This is a genomic window from Methylophaga sp. UBA2513, from assembly GCF_002341285.1.
Lineage (GTDB): Bacteria > Pseudomonadota > Gammaproteobacteria > Nitrosococcales > Methylophagaceae > Methylophaga > Methylophaga marina.
Genome location: NZ_DDNT01000014.1, coordinates 265,472 through 284,187 on the forward strand (window position 1 = coordinate 265,472; position 18,716 = coordinate 284,187).

Annotated in this window: 16 protein-coding genes; 5 read left to right on the forward strand and 11 right to left on the reverse strand. The window is 44.0% G+C overall.

Annotated features, from left to right (window positions below):
* Nucleotides 1-7 precede the first annotated feature (7 nt).
* Nucleotides 8-1,417, forward strand: coding sequence for a PhoH family protein (locus B3V56_RS09060; protein WP_286303902.1), 1,410 nt, complete (start codon nucleotides 8-10; stop codon nucleotides 1,415-1,417).
* 91 nt (nucleotides 1,418-1,508) lie between these two features.
* Nucleotides 1,509-2,123: a PilZ domain-containing protein gene (locus B3V56_RS09065; protein ID WP_286306111.1), complete on the forward strand. Its 615-nt coding sequence runs from the start codon at nucleotides 1,509-1,511 to the stop codon at nucleotides 2,121-2,123.
* Here the strand turns inward: B3V56_RS09065 and B3V56_RS09070 are convergent.
* Together B3V56_RS09070 and B3V56_RS09075 are read right to left on the reverse strand one after the other, a co-directional pair.
* Nucleotides 2,110-5,301, reverse strand: a complete 3,192-nt coding sequence (locus B3V56_RS09070) for an efflux RND transporter permease subunit (protein ID WP_289284192.1) — start codon at nucleotides 5,299-5,301, stop codon at nucleotides 2,110-2,112. The genes B3V56_RS09065 and B3V56_RS09070 overlap by 14 nt on opposite strands.
* Nucleotides 5,294-6,367 carry an efflux RND transporter periplasmic adaptor subunit gene (locus B3V56_RS09075; protein WP_289284193.1) on the reverse strand — a complete coding sequence of 358 codons (1,074 nt, stop codon included), beginning with the start codon at nucleotides 6,365-6,367 and terminating at the stop codon, nucleotides 5,294-5,296. The genes B3V56_RS09070 and B3V56_RS09075 overlap by 8 nt, the downstream gene beginning before the upstream one ends.
* 95 nt (nucleotides 6,368-6,462) lie before the next feature.
* On the opposite strand from B3V56_RS09075, the gene B3V56_RS09080 reads away from it, so the two are divergent.
* Nucleotides 6,463-7,110: a glutathione S-transferase gene (locus tag B3V56_RS09080; protein WP_289284194.1), complete on the forward strand. Its 648-nt coding sequence runs from the start codon at nucleotides 6,463-6,465 to the stop codon at nucleotides 7,108-7,110.
* Between the two features lie 162 nt (nucleotides 7,111-7,272).
* On the opposite strand, the gene B3V56_RS09085 is transcribed toward B3V56_RS09080, so the two are convergent.
* A complete protein-coding gene (locus B3V56_RS09085; RefSeq protein ID WP_289283179.1) occupies nucleotides 7,273-8,637 on the reverse strand; it encodes an ammonium transporter in 1,365 nt (454 codons plus the stop codon).
* 429 nt (nucleotides 8,638-9,066) lie between these two features.
* Here B3V56_RS09085 and B3V56_RS09090 point away from each other — a divergent pair, with 429 nt between their 5' ends.
* Nucleotides 9,067-9,408, forward strand: a complete 342-nt coding sequence (locus B3V56_RS09090) for a cupin domain-containing protein (RefSeq protein WP_289283178.1) — start codon at nucleotides 9,067-9,069, stop codon at nucleotides 9,406-9,408.
* 53 nt (nucleotides 9,409-9,461) lie between these two features.
* Here the strand turns inward: B3V56_RS09090 and narL are convergent, their stop codons facing one another.
* Both narL and B3V56_RS09100 read right to left on the reverse strand, forming a co-directional pair.
* Nucleotides 9,462-10,100, reverse strand: a complete 639-nt coding sequence (gene narL, locus B3V56_RS09095; RefSeq protein ID WP_289283177.1) for a two-component system response regulator NarL — start codon at nucleotides 10,098-10,100, stop codon at nucleotides 9,462-9,464.
* Nucleotides 10,101-10,126: 26 nt separating this feature from the next.
* The gene (locus B3V56_RS09100) at nucleotides 10,127-11,950 is read right to left on the reverse strand and encodes a histidine kinase (RefSeq protein ID WP_289284195.1); all 1,824 of its coding nucleotides are present in this window, start codon (nucleotides 11,948-11,950) and stop codon (nucleotides 10,127-10,129) included.
* A gap of 48 nt (nucleotides 11,951-11,998) precedes the next feature.
* On the opposite strand from B3V56_RS09100, the gene B3V56_RS09105 reads away from it, so the two are divergent.
* The gene (locus B3V56_RS09105; protein ID WP_289283175.1) at nucleotides 11,999-13,384 is read left to right on the forward strand and encodes a PAS domain-containing protein; all 1,386 of its coding nucleotides are present in this window, start codon (nucleotides 11,999-12,001) and stop codon (nucleotides 13,382-13,384) included.
* Nucleotides 13,385-13,426: 42 nt separating this feature from the next.
* Here the strand turns inward: B3V56_RS09105 and B3V56_RS09110 are convergent, their stop codons facing one another.
* The 6 genes from B3V56_RS09110 to ribH form a co-directional block, all read right to left on the reverse strand.
* Nucleotides 13,427-14,209 (reverse strand): TorF family putative porin, encoded by a 783-nt coding sequence (locus B3V56_RS09110; protein ID WP_289283174.1) that lies wholly within the window; start codon nucleotides 14,207-14,209, stop codon nucleotides 13,427-13,429.
* A gap of 45 nt (nucleotides 14,210-14,254) precedes the next feature.
* Nucleotides 14,255-15,295 (reverse strand): heme-dependent oxidative N-demethylase family protein, encoded by a 1,041-nt coding sequence (locus B3V56_RS09115; RefSeq protein ID WP_289283173.1) that lies wholly within the window; start codon nucleotides 15,293-15,295, stop codon nucleotides 14,255-14,257.
* 11 nt (nucleotides 15,296-15,306) lie between these two features.
* Complete coding sequence (locus tag B3V56_RS09120) at nucleotides 15,307-16,260, reverse strand: PDR/VanB family oxidoreductase (protein ID WP_289283172.1); 954 nt, start codon at nucleotides 16,258-16,260, stop codon at nucleotides 15,307-15,309.
* Nucleotides 16,257-16,859 carry a dimethylamine monooxygenase subunit DmmA family protein gene (locus B3V56_RS09125; RefSeq protein ID WP_289284196.1) on the reverse strand — a complete coding sequence of 201 codons (603 nt, stop codon included), beginning with the start codon at nucleotides 16,857-16,859 and terminating at the stop codon, nucleotides 16,257-16,259. Before B3V56_RS09125 ends, B3V56_RS09120 begins: the two co-directional genes overlap by 4 nt.
* A 57-nt stretch (nucleotides 16,860-16,916) precedes the next feature.
* On the reverse strand, nucleotides 16,917-18,050 hold the full coding sequence (locus tag B3V56_RS09130) for an aminomethyltransferase family protein (protein WP_289283170.1): 1,134 nt from the start codon (nucleotides 18,048-18,050) through the stop codon (nucleotides 16,917-16,919).
* A 167-nt stretch (nucleotides 18,051-18,217) separates the two neighbouring features.
* The gene (ribH, locus tag B3V56_RS09135) at nucleotides 18,218-18,691 is read right to left on the reverse strand and encodes a 6,7-dimethyl-8-ribityllumazine synthase (RefSeq protein ID WP_289283169.1); all 474 of its coding nucleotides are present in this window, start codon (nucleotides 18,689-18,691) and stop codon (nucleotides 18,218-18,220) included.
* Nucleotides 18,692-18,716: the final 25 nt, after the last annotated feature.

Consider the following 18,716-nt stretch of genomic DNA (forward strand, 5'->3'; position numbering starts at 1 on the left):
CGAACCAATGATCAAACGTCCCGCCGAAGGTAAACGTCTGTTTATTCTGGACACCAATGTATTGATGCATGACCCAACGGCTTTATTCCGTTTTGATGAGCATGATATCTACTTACCCATGGTTGTATTAGAAGAACTCGATCGTGGTAAAAAAGGCTTATCTGAAGTCTCCCGTAATGTACGCCAGGTCAGTCGGTTCCTCGATGATTTATTACTGCAGGCTGAAGATAATGAAGCCATTACCAAAGGTATTCCTCTACCCAGCGTGAACAGTGGTGATATGCCTAATGCCAGCGGTCGTCTGTTTTTCCAGACCACCCAAATGGAGCAGGAATTACCTAAAGAACTCCCCAGCCATCAGGGCGATAACGCTATTTTGAGTGTGGCGATTGCGTTACAGGCAGCCATTAAAGATCACACCATTATTCTGGTTTCAAAAGATATTAATTTACGCATCAAAGCCACCGTTTTAGGTATCTGTGCCGAAGACTATTACAACGATAAAGTGCTGGACGATGTGGATCTGCTCTATCGCGGTGCCAGCGAGCTCAATGCGGATTTCTGGGATGATTTGAATCGTCTGGAATCATGGACAGCGGATGGTCAAACCTTCTATGAAGTTGAAGGCGATGTGGTTAAAGACTGGTATCCGAACCAGCTTATTTACTCTCCAGGTGAAGATCATAATATTGAAGCCGTGGTGCGTTCCGTCACTGAAACCAGTGCAGATATTCAACTCATTAACGATTACCGCAAAGATAATCATGCCATCTGGGGCATTACCGCCCGTAATCGCGAACAGAATTTCGCACTGAATTTATTAATGGATCCTGAAGTGGATTTTGTCAGCTTATTGGGTCAGGCCGGTACTGGTAAAACCTTACTGACATTAGCAGCAGCCTTAACGCAGACTGTCGAACACAAGCGCTACAGTGAAATTATCATGACACGGGTTACCGTGCCTGTCGGTGAAGATATCGGTTTCTTACCAGGCACCGAAGAAGAAAAAATGACCCCTTGGATGGGCGCATTAATGGATAACCTTGAGGTATTAAATAAAACAGAAGGTGGCGAATGGGGTCGTCAGGCCACTAACGATTTATTACAGCGATGGATTAAAATCCGTTCGCTCAACTTTATGCGCGGCCGCACCTTCCTGAATCGCTTTTTAATCATCGATGAAGCGCAAAACTTAACCTCGAAACAGATGAAAACATTGATTACGCGTGCCGGTCCAGGTACCAAAATTGTCTGTTTAGGTAACATCGCTCAAATTGATACACCGTACCTGAGCGAAACAACATCTGGCCTGACCTATGTGGTTGATCACTTTAAATATTGGCAGCACAGTGGTCACATTACGCTGCTCCGTGGTGAGCGTTCAAGACTGGCTGATTACGCCTCTGAAAACCTTTAATGCTGGCAACTTAGTCTGAACATGATATAAAGAATCTTATATTCAGGCCGATTAAGTGACATTAAGCTTTTAAGGATAACGGTAGAGAGTGATGCAACATCCAGGTTCAGACAGACGTGAGTTTTTTCGAATCAATGACTCGGTAGTCATTGAGTACAAACCTGTGGAAAAAACGCACGTCGGTGAAGTCGCCAAACGTATTTCACAATCATCAGAAAGTGATGGTGATTCTGAACGGGCTCAGCTTCGTACGATGCAAAACGTGTTTTCACACTTATTAGACCAAATCAGTCAGCATGATCGTGAAATTGCACGTGCACTGCGCTTATTAGATGACAAGGTCAACCTGATTGCACAACGTATTGAACGTCACAATAATCCTATCAATCCTGACAAGCTGACAGACGTAAACTTGAGTGGGGGTGGTGTTGCCTTATTGGTCGCTACCCCTATCAAGCCAAGAGATTATGTTGAACTCTTTATGCAGCTAAAACCCTCAGCCAGCACTATTCACACGCTGGCAACGGTGATTGGCTGTGACAAAATCGAACAAGCACCGGCTGAAACACCTTATTTATTGCGTATGGCCTTCACTCATATGGATGAAATGGATCGTAATGTGCTCATTCGTCATACATTAAAACGTCAGGCAGAACGTCTACGTGAAGGTGAACTCACAGGCGCCATGACCCTTATCGAGTCTTGATATAGCTGTAATACAGCAACGGAATGACCAATAAGGTTAATAAAGTCGACACCAGAATTCCGAATAATAAGGCAATAGCCAAACCATTAAATATAGGGTCATCGAGAATAAATACCGCCCCTACCATCGCAGCCAGCGCAGTCAGAATAATAGGCTTAGCACGGGTTGCAGCAGCGGCAATTACTGCCTTCTCAGCCGTGATGCCTTCAGCCATCGCCTGACGGATAAAATCGACTAACAAAATAGAGTTACGCACGATAATCCCTGCCATTGCAATCATGCCAATCATCGATGTTGCTGTAAAAGGTGCGCCTAATAAAGCATGCCCGGGCATGACACCAATCACGGTCAGCGGAATCGGCACCATAATAATCAAGGGCAATAAATAAGATCGAAACTGCGCCACAATCAGCAGATAAATCAGAATAATGCCTATGGCATAGGCTAATCCCATATCACGAAACGTCTCATAGGTAATTTGCCATTCCCCGTCCCATTTCAATGAATCTTGTAAGGCCAGACTCGGTACTGAAACCAAATATTGCTGAATCGGTATATTCTCTAATTGCTGATACACCGAAAACATGCCATACAAGGGACTATCGACCTTGCCAGCCATATCCGCTGTAACGTAAGTCACAGCTTGTAAGTCCTTATGATAAAGCGTTTGTTGATGTTCCTCCTCCACCACATTGACGACATCAGCTAAACGAATCAGCTCACCTTGTTGATTGATGAGCTTCATATTCAATACAGCATCAAGGTTCGCTTTATCCTTGATTGGCCATTGCAACCGCAATGGTATGGCATATTTCACATTATCATCGTGTAGATACCCTACATCCTTGCCAGTCAGCGCTAACTGAATAGCTTCAACAATCTGTTGCTGACTCAGGCCAAATAAGCTCGCTTTATTTCTATCTACATTAATGATCTGTCTGTCGGCTTTCGCCTCAATGCTGCTATCAATATCGACAATGCCATCAGTTTGCTCAAACACCTTAACAAGTTGTGATGCCTGATTTTGTCGCTGTTGTTCACTCAAGCCATACAACTCCGCCACAATGGGTGATAACACAGGTGGCCCCGCCGGCACTTCAACGACCTTGATACGCGCGTCCCATTTCCTAGCAATCACTGTTAGTGGTTCTCTTAGCTTCAGTGCTAAAGAATGGCTATGTTCATCACGCTGATGTTTATCTCTGAGGTTGATTTGAATATCTGCCTGATGCCAGCCTTCACGTAAATAATACTGACGCACCAGACCATTAAAATTAATCGGCGAAGCTGTGCCTACATAGGCCTGATAATCAGTCACATCGTCAACGGTCGACAGATAATCTGTCAACGCACGGGTGACTGCTGCTGTTTTTTCTAATGGCGAGCCTTCAGGCATATCAATCACAATCTGCACTTCAGACTTATTATCAAACGGCAGCATTTTCAGAATGACCAGTTTCATTGCTGCCAGACCAACAGACACAATAACCAGCAAAATAAGTCCACCCCACAGTAATTTTCGGCGGCGGGCAGCATGTTCATGTAATAGAAAGGGGCTCAAAACACGCTGAAAAACCGCGTCATATTGGGACTCGGCAACTTGCTCATGCTTGGCCGAACGAGAATGTGAAAGCATCTTCAACACCATCCATGGTGTCACGACATAGGCCACCATTAATGACAGCAGCATGCCCATGCTGGCATTAATCGGAATCGGGCTCATATACGGGCCCATCAAACCGCTGACAAAGGCCATGGGTAATAAGGCTGCGATCACGGCTAAAGTCGCCAATATTGTTGGCTGCCCCACCTCATCGACAGCGACTGGAATCGCTTGTTTTAAGCTTAATTTTTCTTGTTGAATATGACGATGAATATTCTCCACCACCACAATCGCATCATCTACCAGAATGCCAATAGAAAAAATTAAGGCGAACAACGACACCCGATTTAAAGTAAAACCCCATGCCCACGAAGCAAATAACATCAGTAATAAGGTAATCACCACCGCTACGCCAACGATAATGGCCTCTCGCCAGCCGAGTGCAAATAACACCAATAAAACCACAGCTACCGTGACAAAAATTAGTTTATGGATCAGCGTATCAGCCTTTTGATCCGCCGTTTCGCCATAATTACGCGTCACGGTCACCTGCACCTCATCCGCAATCATCACGCCTTTTAATGCTGTTACCTGCTGCAGTACCGCATTGGCAATATCGGCGGCATTGGTTCCTGGCTGTTTGGCAATGGCAATGGTGACAGCATCATATTCACCCTGAGCTTTTATCTGTTTGTCTGCTGCCGCTGGCCCCGTACCAAACCAGACATATTGACGGGGTTGTTCTGGACCAAGATAAATATCAGCCACATCCGTTAAATACACCGCTTGGTCATTAAAGACACCGACAATGAGTGATTTCAGCGTGTCAGCTGAAACGATAAACTGACCTGCCTGAACACTTGTCATTTGATTATTTTGTACTGTCGTCCCGGCTTCGACCGATTGGTTTGCGGCTTCCAAAGCCAAACTCAGGCTATGACTATCCATGTGATAGGCCGCCAGTGACTCTGGATCTAAGGTGATATTCACTACGGTATCAGCACCGCCAACAGTATAAATATCCCGTGTTCCATCAACCCGCTTCAGTTCCACTTCCAAAGACTGCGCCAACTGTTTTAACTGATTTGAGTCCTGCTGCCCTTCACGCCATAAAGTCAGCGTCAGAATCGGCACATCATCAATGCCTTTGGGTTTAATAATAGGTTGTGACACACCCAAGTTTTCAGGCAGCCAATCCAGATTGGAATAAATTTTATTGTATAAACGTACAATCGCATCGGTACGTTTCTCACCGACTTCAAACTGAGCAGTGATGATAGCCAGCCCTGGCTTCGATACTGAATACACGTGTTTCAGACCAGCAATTTCACTGACCACCTGCTCCGCTGGTGTCGCTATCAAACTCTCTACTTCCTTGGCTGACGCACCGGGGTAAGCAATGAAAATATCTGCCATAGTGACATCAATCTGCGGCTCTTCTTCACGTGGCGTCACCATCAACGCAAATATCCCCAGCAATAAAGCCAGCAAAGCCATCAACGGCGTCAGGGCATTGTCCTGAAATAATGCGGCGATACGACCGGACATCCCCAATGTTGGCTTAGATTCAGTCATGTTGCTGCTGCAAATACAATAAAGCCATATCTGGCTGAGTAATCACTTGTTCTCCGGCATCGATGCCGGATAAGACTTCAACCCAGCCATCATCGTAGTCCGTCCCCAATCTGACTTGTCGGAATACAACCCGTTGCTCCGCGAGCACATAAATCCCATCCACTTCAGCCCGCTTTACCAAGGCCTGTTTAGGAATCACCAGTACCGGCTGCTCATTACCATAAGCGGTAACTTTTGTCGTCATGCCAGGGAAAATACCATTGAGTTTTTGTGGTAAATCCAAACGTATAGAAAAACTGTGAGTCTGCGCATCTGCAGCTGGAATTAATGTTTTATCAAGCAGTGTTAAGTGTTCGCCTGTAGGTAAAAGGACATCTAGCTTGGCCGACATCACTTCAGTTAATTGTTTCTGTGGCACGGTAAACACCACACGTAAATCATCCAGTGATAAACCGGACATCAATGCCTGTCCGGGTGATGCCATCTCGCCCACTTCAATCCAGCGCTTGGTCATCACACCAGCATAAGGTGCTCGTACTTCGGTATAGGACAACTCCACTCTAGCTTGCTCTACTTGAGCTTGGCGGGCTTTTATTTGGGCATTTAATCCGCTTACCCTTGCCGATGTTGCCGCTTTATCGGCTTCAGCTTTATCCAACGCTGAGCGTGTCACCTGCTTACGTTGATACAAGTCACCAATCCGTTTGGCTTCAGCAGCGGCTTCGTTATATCTTGCTTGTGCTTCTTTTAGCTGCGCTTGTTCAGCAAGCAGATTAGCTTCTGCCTGCCATAGTCGAGTTTTTATTTCTTCGTCGTTAAAACGTAAAATCAGCGCGCCCTTTTCTACCCGGTCATTAACGTCATAAAAAATCTCCGCAACCTGAGCAGAAACACGCGATGAGACAGTTGCCTGATTGACCGCTTCAATTTGACCGTCGTAAACCCACTGACGAGCATAGTTTTTGTAGACTGCTTCGGTATGGGGCATCCGCTCCGCGTTAACAGTCAAACTGACTGATAACATCAGTGTGATAAATATGATCCATCTTCGTAAAGACTGTTCCATGGTGTTCTCAATAACTATATTAGCATTTGCTAATTTACAGTCATCTGCTTTGATTGTCTATACTGGCGTTTTATTCAAACCGGAATTCTTACTCAATGCGGTACCCGACTTTATACAGCTTTCGTCGTTGTCCCTATGCCATGCGAGCCCGGCTAGCTCTCGCCGCCAGCGGTATTAAAACCGAACTTCGCGAAGTGGTATTAAAAGATAAACCTGCAGAATTATTAGCTATTTCCCCAAAAGGGACTGTCCCCGTTCTACAGACCGAAACAGGAAAAGTTATCGACGAAAGTATCGACATTATGCGTTGGGCACTGGAAAAGCGAGATCCCGAAGATTGGTATCAAACGCTCACTCACCAACAAAAACAGTACTGTGATGAGCTGATTGCCAATAATGATGGTGAGTTTAAGTATTATCTCGATCGCTATAAATATGCCGATCGTTACCCAGAATACCCAGAACTGTATTCCCGTGAGCAAGGTGAAAAAACCTTACAAAAACTGGAATCCTTATTAGCAAAAAATGGTTGCCTGCTTACTGAAAAATGGACGATGGCAGATATTGCACTATTACCCTTTATCCGTCAGTTCGCCTTTGTTGATATGGACTGGTTCGAGCAATCACCCTACCCACTGGTCAGAGACTGGTTGAGTGAATTCTTACACAGTGATCTCTTTGCCAGTGTGATGGTGAAATACGAACAATGGCATGCAGAGCAGCCAACAATTTTATTCCCCTAAAGTAATAAAATATTTCATAAAGAGAGCAAGACATTCTTTTGAAGAGTGGAAACGTCTATTTAGTATTTATCTATGGCGAAAGGGCAATTAATAAATAAAAAAGTGGCTTACTCAGAAGAATAAGCCACTAAAAGCTCTAACGAGCTAAGGGAAAGAAATAAACTATTTTGCTTCTACCTGAGGTGATACATCTGAATCCAAGCCCCAATGGACTTTATCCAAACCAATCGCCTGTTCTTCATCTGTAATACGCATACCTATGGTTCTTTCCAGAATAAATGACAGGATAAATGCGGTCACGATACCAGTACCCAGACACACAACAATCCCGACAATTTGCATCAGCACGCCAATTTCACCGTGCTGGAAAGCATAGGCACCTTCAGTGATACCGACATAACCACCACGTGGTGTACCAATATGCAGCAAGCCAGTCATAATCAAACCGTATGAGCCTACACCCGCAAATAATGGCAATAATTTATGCTCATCAATTTCCCGTTTTTGCAGAAATTCGTAGATAACATAAGCCACCAGCGGTGAACCCAAAGCCACCAGGAACATCTGCCAGGGAATATACACATCAAAACCTGATGCACCAGATACATAACCGGCGAATGGGCCTAGCAGCAAATAACTGTATTTACGTTTTGAATAAGCCAGTATCGCGCCCATCAAAGTACCGCCAGCCCAGGCCGCTGCATAATTGTTAAACGCTAAACCAACACTGGTATCAGCCATGGTGACACTAACGGCATGCGCCCCCGGATCAAAGAAAAATAAGCATGACAGAATCACCATTGGCAAACTGCCAAACACGCTAAAGACACCTACGGTCACTAAGGCAAGACTGGGAACACGATATTCTTCGACTTTTGAATGAGCAGAGAACATACCCGGTCTGGCGCCTAACTTATTCACGAATACCATCGCCATACCCGCAGGGAATAAATAGACAAAGCCCACACCGAAGAAATCATGGAAACCCAGGTTGGTTAACGGACCAACCGAGCCCCATGTCCACCAGCTCAAGACAGAAGACACCAACGTCGCTACACAAGATGTAATGTAGTACGCCGAAGATTTCATTCTTTCAGACACAGCAAAGTGTAATAAGACATTGATAATCCCGGCAAAACATGCCAAGAAGAAAATAAAGATCTGGAAGTTATTCAGGCCCGGAAAAACTGCCGGATCCACATTTTGAGCAAGTTCATTAGCTAAAATGCCACCTGCCCACCAATCCTTAATACTATCGGTTAATGTGTAATCGACCATCACGTAATACTGGGAAGCCCAGAATGCAAAGCCGATAACAAAATAGGTGGTAAACCCGATAAAAAAACCTACTAATTTTTCTATAGTTGCATTAAATGCGTTACGCCTCCTAACACCGCCTGCATCTATTAAGAGCAGTCCTATTACGACAAAAATCGCACCAACGGTGCCAGAGGCATAAACAAGGTTTTGCACAAGAGATGCCAGCGACACCTGCTCTGCAAACTGTGTGGTTATATCAAACGACATTTTTTCAGTCCTCATGTAAATGTGCCTGTTAATTCAGTCACATACAGAGGAATCTATTCCCTGCCTTTTTATCCGTCTATTCTTCCTAGACATTAACACTTAAGTGGTACATACCACTTAAACTGATGTTTTTTTAGTCCCTTTTACGATTTCAACATACAGAAGACGCACTCTATATGCCTGTTAATTTCTAAGATAACTACTTACAAATAATCACTGAGTGAATCTGGTTGATACGGGTTAATCAGTCAAAAAAACCGCCAGCTGTTATGCAGTAAGAGCTAACTATCCGCTTAAATCATTTTATATAAAGTGGATGTCAGACCATGTACTTCTTTTTGATTAAGACTTCTTAATAATTGTTGCCTTAGCGGCATGTCGATTTAATAGCTTGTGTGTTTTTACACAAAAACTATTAGGAGACAAGATATGAAATATATTCAACAAGCTGTAAAAGACGCGCAACCATCTATGGGTGTTGATGGTGTCAACGCAACACTAGGTGATACAGTGATTTCAGGCGATAAAGATAAAACCATTTGTGCTGGTTTCTTTCATTTAAATAAAAGTGATGAACCGCTGGTTTATACCTACGATTATGAAGAAATGAAGTATATCGCTGAAGGTGAATTTATTATTAGCGACGAGTCAGGTAAACAAGTCCACGCCAAAGTGGGTGATGTGCTCTACTTTGCCAATGGTGAAACTATTACCTTTACCACACCAAGTAGAGGCGTTGGTTTCTTCGTAGGTCAACGCAATCCAATCTAAATAATGCGTTAAAAGTCTGGAAAGTCGGTAGGCAAATTCCTACCGACTTTTTTTTATCGATTCTGATGACGCCACACAGCTGCCTCAAGCCGACTAGTTAAATTGAGTTTGCGAAGAATATTTTTAATATGCACTTTCACGGTAGTATCACTAATACCGAGTTTTCTGGCAATATTTTTATTGTTCATCCCCTCAGCCAGACAGTCGAGAATCTCCGTTTCTCTATCAGTCAGATTTACATCCGCTGCTGTCGTTTTTGTATCCGGCTCAATCAAAGCCTTTTTAAGTACTTCAGTCAGGCTATCCTGTAATACAGTAACTCCGAGAGCTGCTTTTACCAGATTGGAGCGTAAATCTTCCGGCTCCATATCCTTTAACAGGTAACCATCAGCACCAGACTTCAACGCTTCCAACAAATCTTCTTCTGCATCAGAGACGGTAAGTACAACATAACGTGATTTTAGCTCCGTTTGTTTGAGTCTTCTTAAGGTTTCCAGACCATCAATACCTTTCATATTCAAGTCCAGTAGTACTAAATCAGGGATCAACTGCTGTGCGAGATCAATACCATCCAGGCCTGATGCGGCCTCTCCGACTACTTCAAAGTTAGGTTCATCAGAGATAATCTGACTCACTCCTTTTCTGAATAAAGGATGGTCATCGATGATTAATATTCTTATATTATTTTCCATTTCTCTCTCTTATTTTTTATGACGAGTTACTCTACGAGTTTGGGTACAAATTTCAGCCGCACCCGTGTTCCTCCGTAACGTCTGGCCATGACATCAATGTCGCCACCTAAAGTCTTGGCTCGTTCTTTCATTATTGCCTGTCCATGATGATCATAGGTCGACGATACTTTCGTCATGCCCACCCCATCATCATCAATCGTTAACTCTAATTCCCCCTTTTTATTCACTAACATTAAAATTGAAACATGCTTGGCACCCGAGTGCCGTACGATATTCGATAATGCTTCACGTACCACATGCAAGATATGAAACTCTTCATTTACTGTCAGTCGACAGTTCACTAATCGGTTGTCTAAAGTAATCGCTAGACTGGATCGTTGTGAGAACTCATCGATGGTGGCCTGAATGGCATAACCCAGGCCTCGCAAATCCATGTGCACCCTGAACGTAGTCAATAACTCTCTTAGTTCACGATAGGCGTTATCGAGTCCTTCTCTGAGCTCTGTGGTGACCTCACGTTGTTTATCATCAACCACATTAGATTGCAGTCTGGCCATCTGTATTTTCATAAATGACAATGATTGGGCCAGCGAGTCATGCAATTCTCGAGCAATAGCCGCACGCTCCTCCAAAATCGCCAGACGACGTCCTTCTTCGTCATGGCTCTGAAACTTGGTCACCATGCTGAGTAGTTTGGCGGTAATTTCCAACACTTTAATTTCAGAATCTTCCAGGAAACGGCCTTTTTGCATTTCTACCACCAGCACACCGACCTCGTTGCGACTCCCCGTAAAACTGAGTCCTAAACACTCCACTTCTTCTGATTCGGCATTCAGCGCTAGAAATGAGGCCGTGCCGGACATTATCAGTTCATCAAATATTTTGTCTGATATCGGGTTTGGCTCGTGATGTGAGTAAATCACTTGTTCAGTAGAAATAACTGCCGCATCGTCGGTATAAATCAGGGCGGTGTTGGTAAAGCCCATGGTTCGCTCCAGTGAATACAGCATCTTCAGCAGCGTTTTTTCACTCAACACATCTTCAGATACGGTTTCAATAAAGCGTAATAAAAAACTTTGGGCACGGGTTAATACACGAATGTGCTCACTAGTTCGGTGTGCCCAGGCGACTTCTGTCTCATAGCTCTCCATTTTGGCGGATAACTCTGAAACCCGATGCTCCAGCAAAGCAAACTCATCATCCACATCCAGTTCACTTTTTTCACTATTTTTGGCGTAGATAAAGGCCAAAAGTCTATCCAGCCGTTCAACTAAGATCTTTCTGGTACTCAGCACTAACAGCAGAATGCAGCTCAGTACAAACACCAGACTGACCGATTCCAGCAGCATTAATACGGCTCGTTTAATTTCGATATCTTTATGCAGGGCTTGTTCAAGGTTTTTATAGGCCGAGGCTAAACGGTCTGCTCCGCGTAACTGCACCGCAGCACGAAGGTTCAGTGTGGCTAATTGAGAAAAGTTGGCTTGTTCTGACTCTATGAGCCTGACCGCTTCAGCGATGTCATCATTCTTTTGACGTAACATCCACAGCACAGCAGGATCTTGTGTATCGAGAAAATGCGACTGCATATTGTGGAACAATCTTTGTGACTGCTGACTATCTTTCAAATCAATATGAACTAATTGATTTTCCCAATAATATTTCTGCTCGTTAACCTTGGCTAGAGCAATTTGCACAGAAGGCATATAATCCAAAAGGAAGAAAATCCCAGCCTGCATCAATGAAATAGTCGCAGCAATACATATCAGCAAAACCACCCACTTTGTATAGAGTGTGCGTCGGGAAAAAATGCAGAAAATTTCGCTAAGACGCTGTTTTAATTTCATCATGCTGCAAACTTTTCATCAAAAGCTGGGCAATAAAATAAGGATATAAACATGAATATCATCTTGTTCAGTCTGGTCATGTTAAGCAGCATTTTTGTACTGGTACTGGGTTTCTGGTGGGATAGCACCGCCCCATTTAAAGTACACATATCTACGCTCGCTGCTGTGCTTGCCATGTTTTTATCCGCCATATTAGCCATGACGCTCTACCCTCGGTTAAAACGTCGTCCTCAATCCCAGCCCCCCCCCATCGCCTTTGATGATGTTATATGGGGCCAGGACCTCTCCAGCAAACTATCTACGCCTGCTGCTGTGATAGATGGTTATAACATTAAATTCGCCAACAATGCCTTTCTAAAAGAACTAGGTATGAATGGTATGCGTGACATGATTACCGACTTGCCACTTACCAATCTGATCCACCCCAGTTCACACCAACAAATGACAGACTTTATCAGCCGTCAGCATAATCATCGTTCGAACGAAACTATGATGTTACGAATGCTGTATGTGGATGGCACGACCATCCCGGCTCAAATATCACTGTCTCCTCTAAACTCATTACAACAACACGGTCAATTCTTGTTGCAGTTCACTACCACAACCGCATCTGAACCGACTTCAACCAAACTGGATATCGATCATACCTACGGTTATCTTATCGATCGCCTTGATCAAATCGTGTTTCAAATGAACGTTGATCAAAAAATTATTTTTCTTAATCCCGCCTGGGAACGCATGCTCGACTTCACGCTTCAAGAATGCATGCAAAAAACCTTATTTCAATTTATTCACCCGGAAGATCTACCACTGGCAGAAGCCCGAATAAATGCACTGACTGAAGGCAAACGCCATCACAGTCAGTTTGAATTACGACTCATTGCAAAAAATGGTCGCTCACAATGGTTTGAAATGCGTGCTTCCACTACGTCTCGCCTCAACAGTGAACGCAGCAGTGTCATGGGCACACTGACCGATATCAGTCGTATCAAACAAACTTCTGCCGATCTCAAAGCCAGTGCCAGATTAGCCAACGATATGATCATGCCAAATGTGCCTTGCATGCTTTATCGTTGTAAAAATGATCGTAACTGGACATTTGATTATGTCAGTGAAGGCTGCCTGGAAGTGACGGAATACCAGCCTTATGAAATTACTAACTCCCTCCATTTCAACTATATGCAGCTGATTTATCCTGAGGATCAGCAACGTGTTTGGGAATATATCCAGCAACAGATTAATCAACAACGCAGTTTTCAAATCATTTACCGTATCCAGACCCGTAGCAATAAAACCAAATGGGTGATGGAGCGCGGTAAAGGCATCTTTTCAGGAACAGACGAGTTATTAACTCTGGAAGGCATCATCATTGATATCAGTAGTGAGAATTATCAAGCAATGATGGATGGACTGGAACAGATGACTTCAGAGCAATAACAGAGAGTCATCCTTGACCCTCTGCTGCCGCTTATGAAACGCTTAAAACGATCGTGATATATAGCCGATAAACTGATTATCGCCACGGTTATCACCATCCACACCTGTCCACCAGTCTTTATCGGCATCGGTATCGGTGTAGTTAATCCCCACCGTCCAGCCTTCAGACTGAGCAATGGTCAGGTCTTTACTTAAACCAATCATATAGTCCGTGTAATTGAAATCACTGTAGTTTTTCACATCTAGATGACCTACATGTAAGTTCAGATTCACTTCCCACGGTAATTGGTAGGCGAAGTTCAACTCGATATATTCAGTGCCTTTGGTATCACCATTGGCATAACCATCAATACCGGCTGATTTGTTATTCACACCACCCCAGTCGCTTAATGTCCGGCTGTATTTTGCAGTAAACCATTTCCAGGTCGCTGCAAGGTAGGCTTCGGTGGTATCAATATTTTCACCGTTATACTTTTTGTGATCAGGGTAATAAAACTGCAGCAACCCAACATCAATCCCAATATCGTCTGTCAATTGATGGTAATAACCACCATAAAAATCGACTTCCAGACTGTTACCCGCATTGTCATCTTCTTCTAATGTTGAGCCCCATATTCCCGCATAGAGCCCATTATCATGAGCATAGTCGAAGCCACCTTGTAACGCAGGTCTTTCATCACTGTATGTAATGCCACGAAATACATATTGGCTGAAAATTCCAACGTTGGAACTAAAACTATGTGGTGATGCTTCCTCTGCCAGGGCGTTGGTTACTGAGAATGTTGATGCTGCCGCCGTTGCCACCATCAAAACTATTTTTTTCATCTTGCTTTCCTTTAAACCTAAGTGATTACCCCTAAACTTAATCCCTTATTCTGGATGTGTACCTTCTCCGATATCTGCCCCATCATCCATCGGCGCCAACCAATCAATAACTAGCTGGCGATAATTGGTTAAACCTTTATATTCAGCCAAATCAGGATGCAGATTTGTCAGCACACGATGTAAACGTTTAGCCCAGCGTGGATAAGTAGCAATATCACGCACACTGATAAGATAGCCGCGAATACCAAAGGTAATGGCATTGCTTCTTGGTAAGCGGAATAAAGTCTGTAATTCAACACGCAGAAACACTTTATCTGCCACATTATTCGCCGTGACAGAAACGTTGTCTGGTCCCCATATAGGATAATTCTCTGGTGAGGTATCTAAGCGTGGATTGACTGTCATCGTCCAGTTCAAACGACGAACCGGGCTACCATATTGCAAATGTAATAAATATTTTAATGCCCGTTCAAAAATGCCCATTTCATTAGCCTGTGGGACAGGACCATGCCATTCTTTAAACGACATCCCAGCGTCAAATGCCAGTGACCAATCCGCCTGACTGGTGACCATTCCCATATCAGCAAATAAATCCTCATCACGCTGATCCATCACGACCCAGTCGCCTTGAAGTTGACGACTAATAAATTCGAACGGCTCCATAGGTAAGGTAGAGAGATCACCAAACACAAATTTTTGCTCAATGTCTAAGGGCTTATTCACCCAATGCCAGTTATCGCCATCTCTGCTGAGTTGGAAATGCTCTGGGAAGTCTTTCGCTAAAGACTCCATGCCTAACTCCAACATATCCCACTGTGCATCCATCATGTGTGGCAAAGCAATACATCTGTCAGGGTCGTCAGCCAGAGTAATACGGCGGTCTTCACACTCGGCCAGATAATGCTCGTCGAGATCGATTACATTTTCAAATACTGAGCCTGGAGCCCCTTTGGTATGTTGTTCGATATTGACGCTATACATATATTCGTCTTTATCAAACGGAAAAGGAAAACGACGAATCGCTTCGGGTGAGTTGGTAAACGTATAGTCATCCCGAAATGTTTCATTTTTAAATGCCATATTCATAATTCATATCCTCACAAATTCACTACAAGTCGGGTACATTTCGCACGGGACACACAAGGCATAATCTTATTACCAGCGGCTTTTTCAGCATCACTGAGATAATGGTCGTGATGTAACAAAGCACCATCAGTTTCAAGCACATCTAACTCACAACGACCGCAAGCACCGCCACGACATAGGAAAGGCGCATCCACTCCGGCTTCTTCCATCGCTTCCAGCATGCTCATATCACCCGGGACAACGATCTCTTTCGCTGACTGATTCAGAACAACAGTGAATTCATCACCAACCGGTGGAGCTAAAAACTGCTCACTATGAACATGATTGCTGGGCCAGCCTAAATATTTTGCTGTCAGTAGCATCATTTTCACCATTGGTTCAGGACCACAAACATAAGCATGCGTACCTAATGGTTGCTGTCCGAGTAAGTCCCCAAAATCAATGCGAGTGCCATCACCTTCCACATAAAAATGCACGCGATCACCACATAATTCTTCCAGTTGTTCACGAAAAGCCGCATGCTCAGATGAACGATAGGCATAATGCAGCTCGTAGTCCGCGCCTAAACGATTCAAGTCAGCGATTTGGGACATAAAGGGAGTAATACCAATACCACCAGCGACTAAAATATGTTTTTTGCCAAGACGGTTGATGGCAAACAAATTCACTGGATATGTAATGGTTAATTTCGTTCCAGGTTTAACCTGGTCATGCATAAACACGGAACCACCACGAGATTTATCCTGACGACGAACAGCAATTTGATAACTGTCGGTATTGGCAGGCGAACTCATGAGCGAATAAGGATTACGATGCGTGCGTCCGTTAATATCCATTGATACAACAACGTGGCTACCACCTGAGAATTTCGGTAAAGCTTCACCGTTATCCTGTACAAAGGTAAACTGCTTTACCACATCAGTGATTTGCTCCACTTTCTCCACGGTCACATTTAAAACACTCATGGGTACATCTCCTCAACTTCAGGAATATTGCCGGGTTCTTCTGCATCTACCATTAGCCCCATATAGGCGCCCAAACGCCGAGAAAAATGATCTCTGACAAACAGGTGACGTCCACAGCCAGGACAGGTATAAACATTGTGATGCACTTCAGGATCGATTGTTTTGCAATGCACGCAATAGACAGGACGAGCCAGGCTGCCACACTGCTCTTTCATGACATTTTTGTCATCCACACCTGCTGATTTCAGTATCTGAGATGCTGCCCAGATGAAATCCTCATTACCCGCAATATAAAACTGTGTGCCCATGACACAGTCATCAAGCGTGGCCGATACGGCTGACAATACGCCTTCTTTATCATCAAGAATCTGTAGACCTTCATCCACCAGCTTACTGATAATGTCACGATAAGAACGCTGTGCACGCGCATCATCGGCAAACAATACTTTGATTGGTTGTTTTGGCGTCATCATCTGAAATAACTTCAATACACCAACACCACCTTCAGCATGAGCAATCACGACATGATCAGTAGCATGCTCTTTCCAAATCAACGGATCGTACAAAGGCTTACTTCTAATTCTGTAACCTCTTTCCATTGTCATTTCCTCTTCTTAAATCTGAATAACGGTATAGCCTGTTTATATATGAACGGCTTATTTAGGATGGGTACGCATACGCATTGGATCGTAAAAAGGCATTTTGACAATGGTGGCTTTGAAAGGCTTGTCAGAATCAATCGTCACAGCCGTTCCCAGTTGTGAATATTGAGGTTTGATGTGGGCCATAGCAATGGACTTCATCAGATATTGACTGTAGCTGGCACTGGTGATGACACCGACTTGCTTGCCATCAATAAGTAATTTCGCACCTATCTCAACAGCCTGATTTGTCATGCATTCCAGACCTATTTGTTTAAAGCGCTCTCTGCCTTTAAGTTTCAGTACAGCATCTTTACCGATGTAATCACCAGGTTTATCCAGATCAACACACCAGTCCATATTGACTTCCCAAGGAGTGGTATCACCTTCAGGCATATCAAACGGGAAGAACAGTAAGGCCGCTTCAACGCGGGTCAGGTCGAGTGAGTCCCATGATGCCGGGATGCAGCCATACGGCTGACCTTTTTCCAGAATCATGTCCCACAGGTACACAGCATCAGCCGCTGCACAATAGACTTCATAACCGCGCTCACCTGAATAACCACCGCGAGCGAGGATCACTTCACGACCAAATAAGGTCGTCTTGATATGTTTGAAATAAGGTAATTCAGCCAGATTGAAATCTAGCTCAGGGTCCAGAATGTCGATTGAGCGTGGACCTTGGAGTGACAGGATATGCACATCATAATCCTGCTCAACCGTGACATCCTCACCCTTGGCAAGTTCGGCTAAGGTTTGTTGTGTAGCGCCACTGCCATGAGATAAACGGTAATGTTCTTTGTCATCACAGATAACCATGATGTCATCGACCAGCGCCCCTTCTTCATTCACTTCACCGGCGAGTCGGGAAGTGCCTGGCTCGAGTTTAGTCACATCAATTGTCACTAACCTGTCGAGAATTTTTAATGCCGCAGGCCCAGAAACATTAACAATGTTGAGGCCAGATACGTCATATAAACCTGCCCGGGTACGGACAGCAACTACCTCATCGTTAACATCAGTATGGTAGCTCCATGGAATGGGCATACCATTCCATGTTTCGCCATCCAGTGTTGACCCAAGTTCTTTATGACGAACATTGAGAACTGAGTTACGGGTAATAGTGTCTTTAGGCAGTGGATTATTCATGGTCTAACTCCGGTTACATAGTACGAATTCAATGTAAAAAACTTACCGAAATCAGCCGCATATAAAAATTCTCATGATGGAGTACTCCTTAATGGGTAAAAACCATCTGATTTTTTATGCTCTACCTTTTATAATCCATTGATAATAAAGAAAATAATTAAGAAAAATTACTCTGCGTGCAAAGACTTTAATGTCTGAATCATCTCAATAATCACCAAAGCCGCTTCACGACCTTTAATGATCATCCGATCTTTAGCTTGTTCTTCGTTTTCTGTGGTCAGAATCGCATTCGCCAGCGGAATACCTGTACCAATCTGGATATCCGTACAAGCACGAGCAGACTCATTGGCCACAATCTCAAAATGATAGGTTTCCCCACGAATGATGCAGCCTAATGCGACCAGACCATCACAATTACCTTTTAATGCCAGCTCATGCATGACCATCGGTATTTCCAATGCCCCCGGCACAGACAACACCTGAATGTCCTGTTCCTGAACGTTGCTGGCTTTTAACTGATCAACACAGGCATTTAGCAGTGCCGTGCAAATATCAGAGTTAAACCGCGAGACAACGATACCTACTCGAAAGCCATTGCCGTCAATATCGTCGCGAACACCTGCCCCATGTATATCTGCCAAATCTGTTTCCTCATATAAATAAATG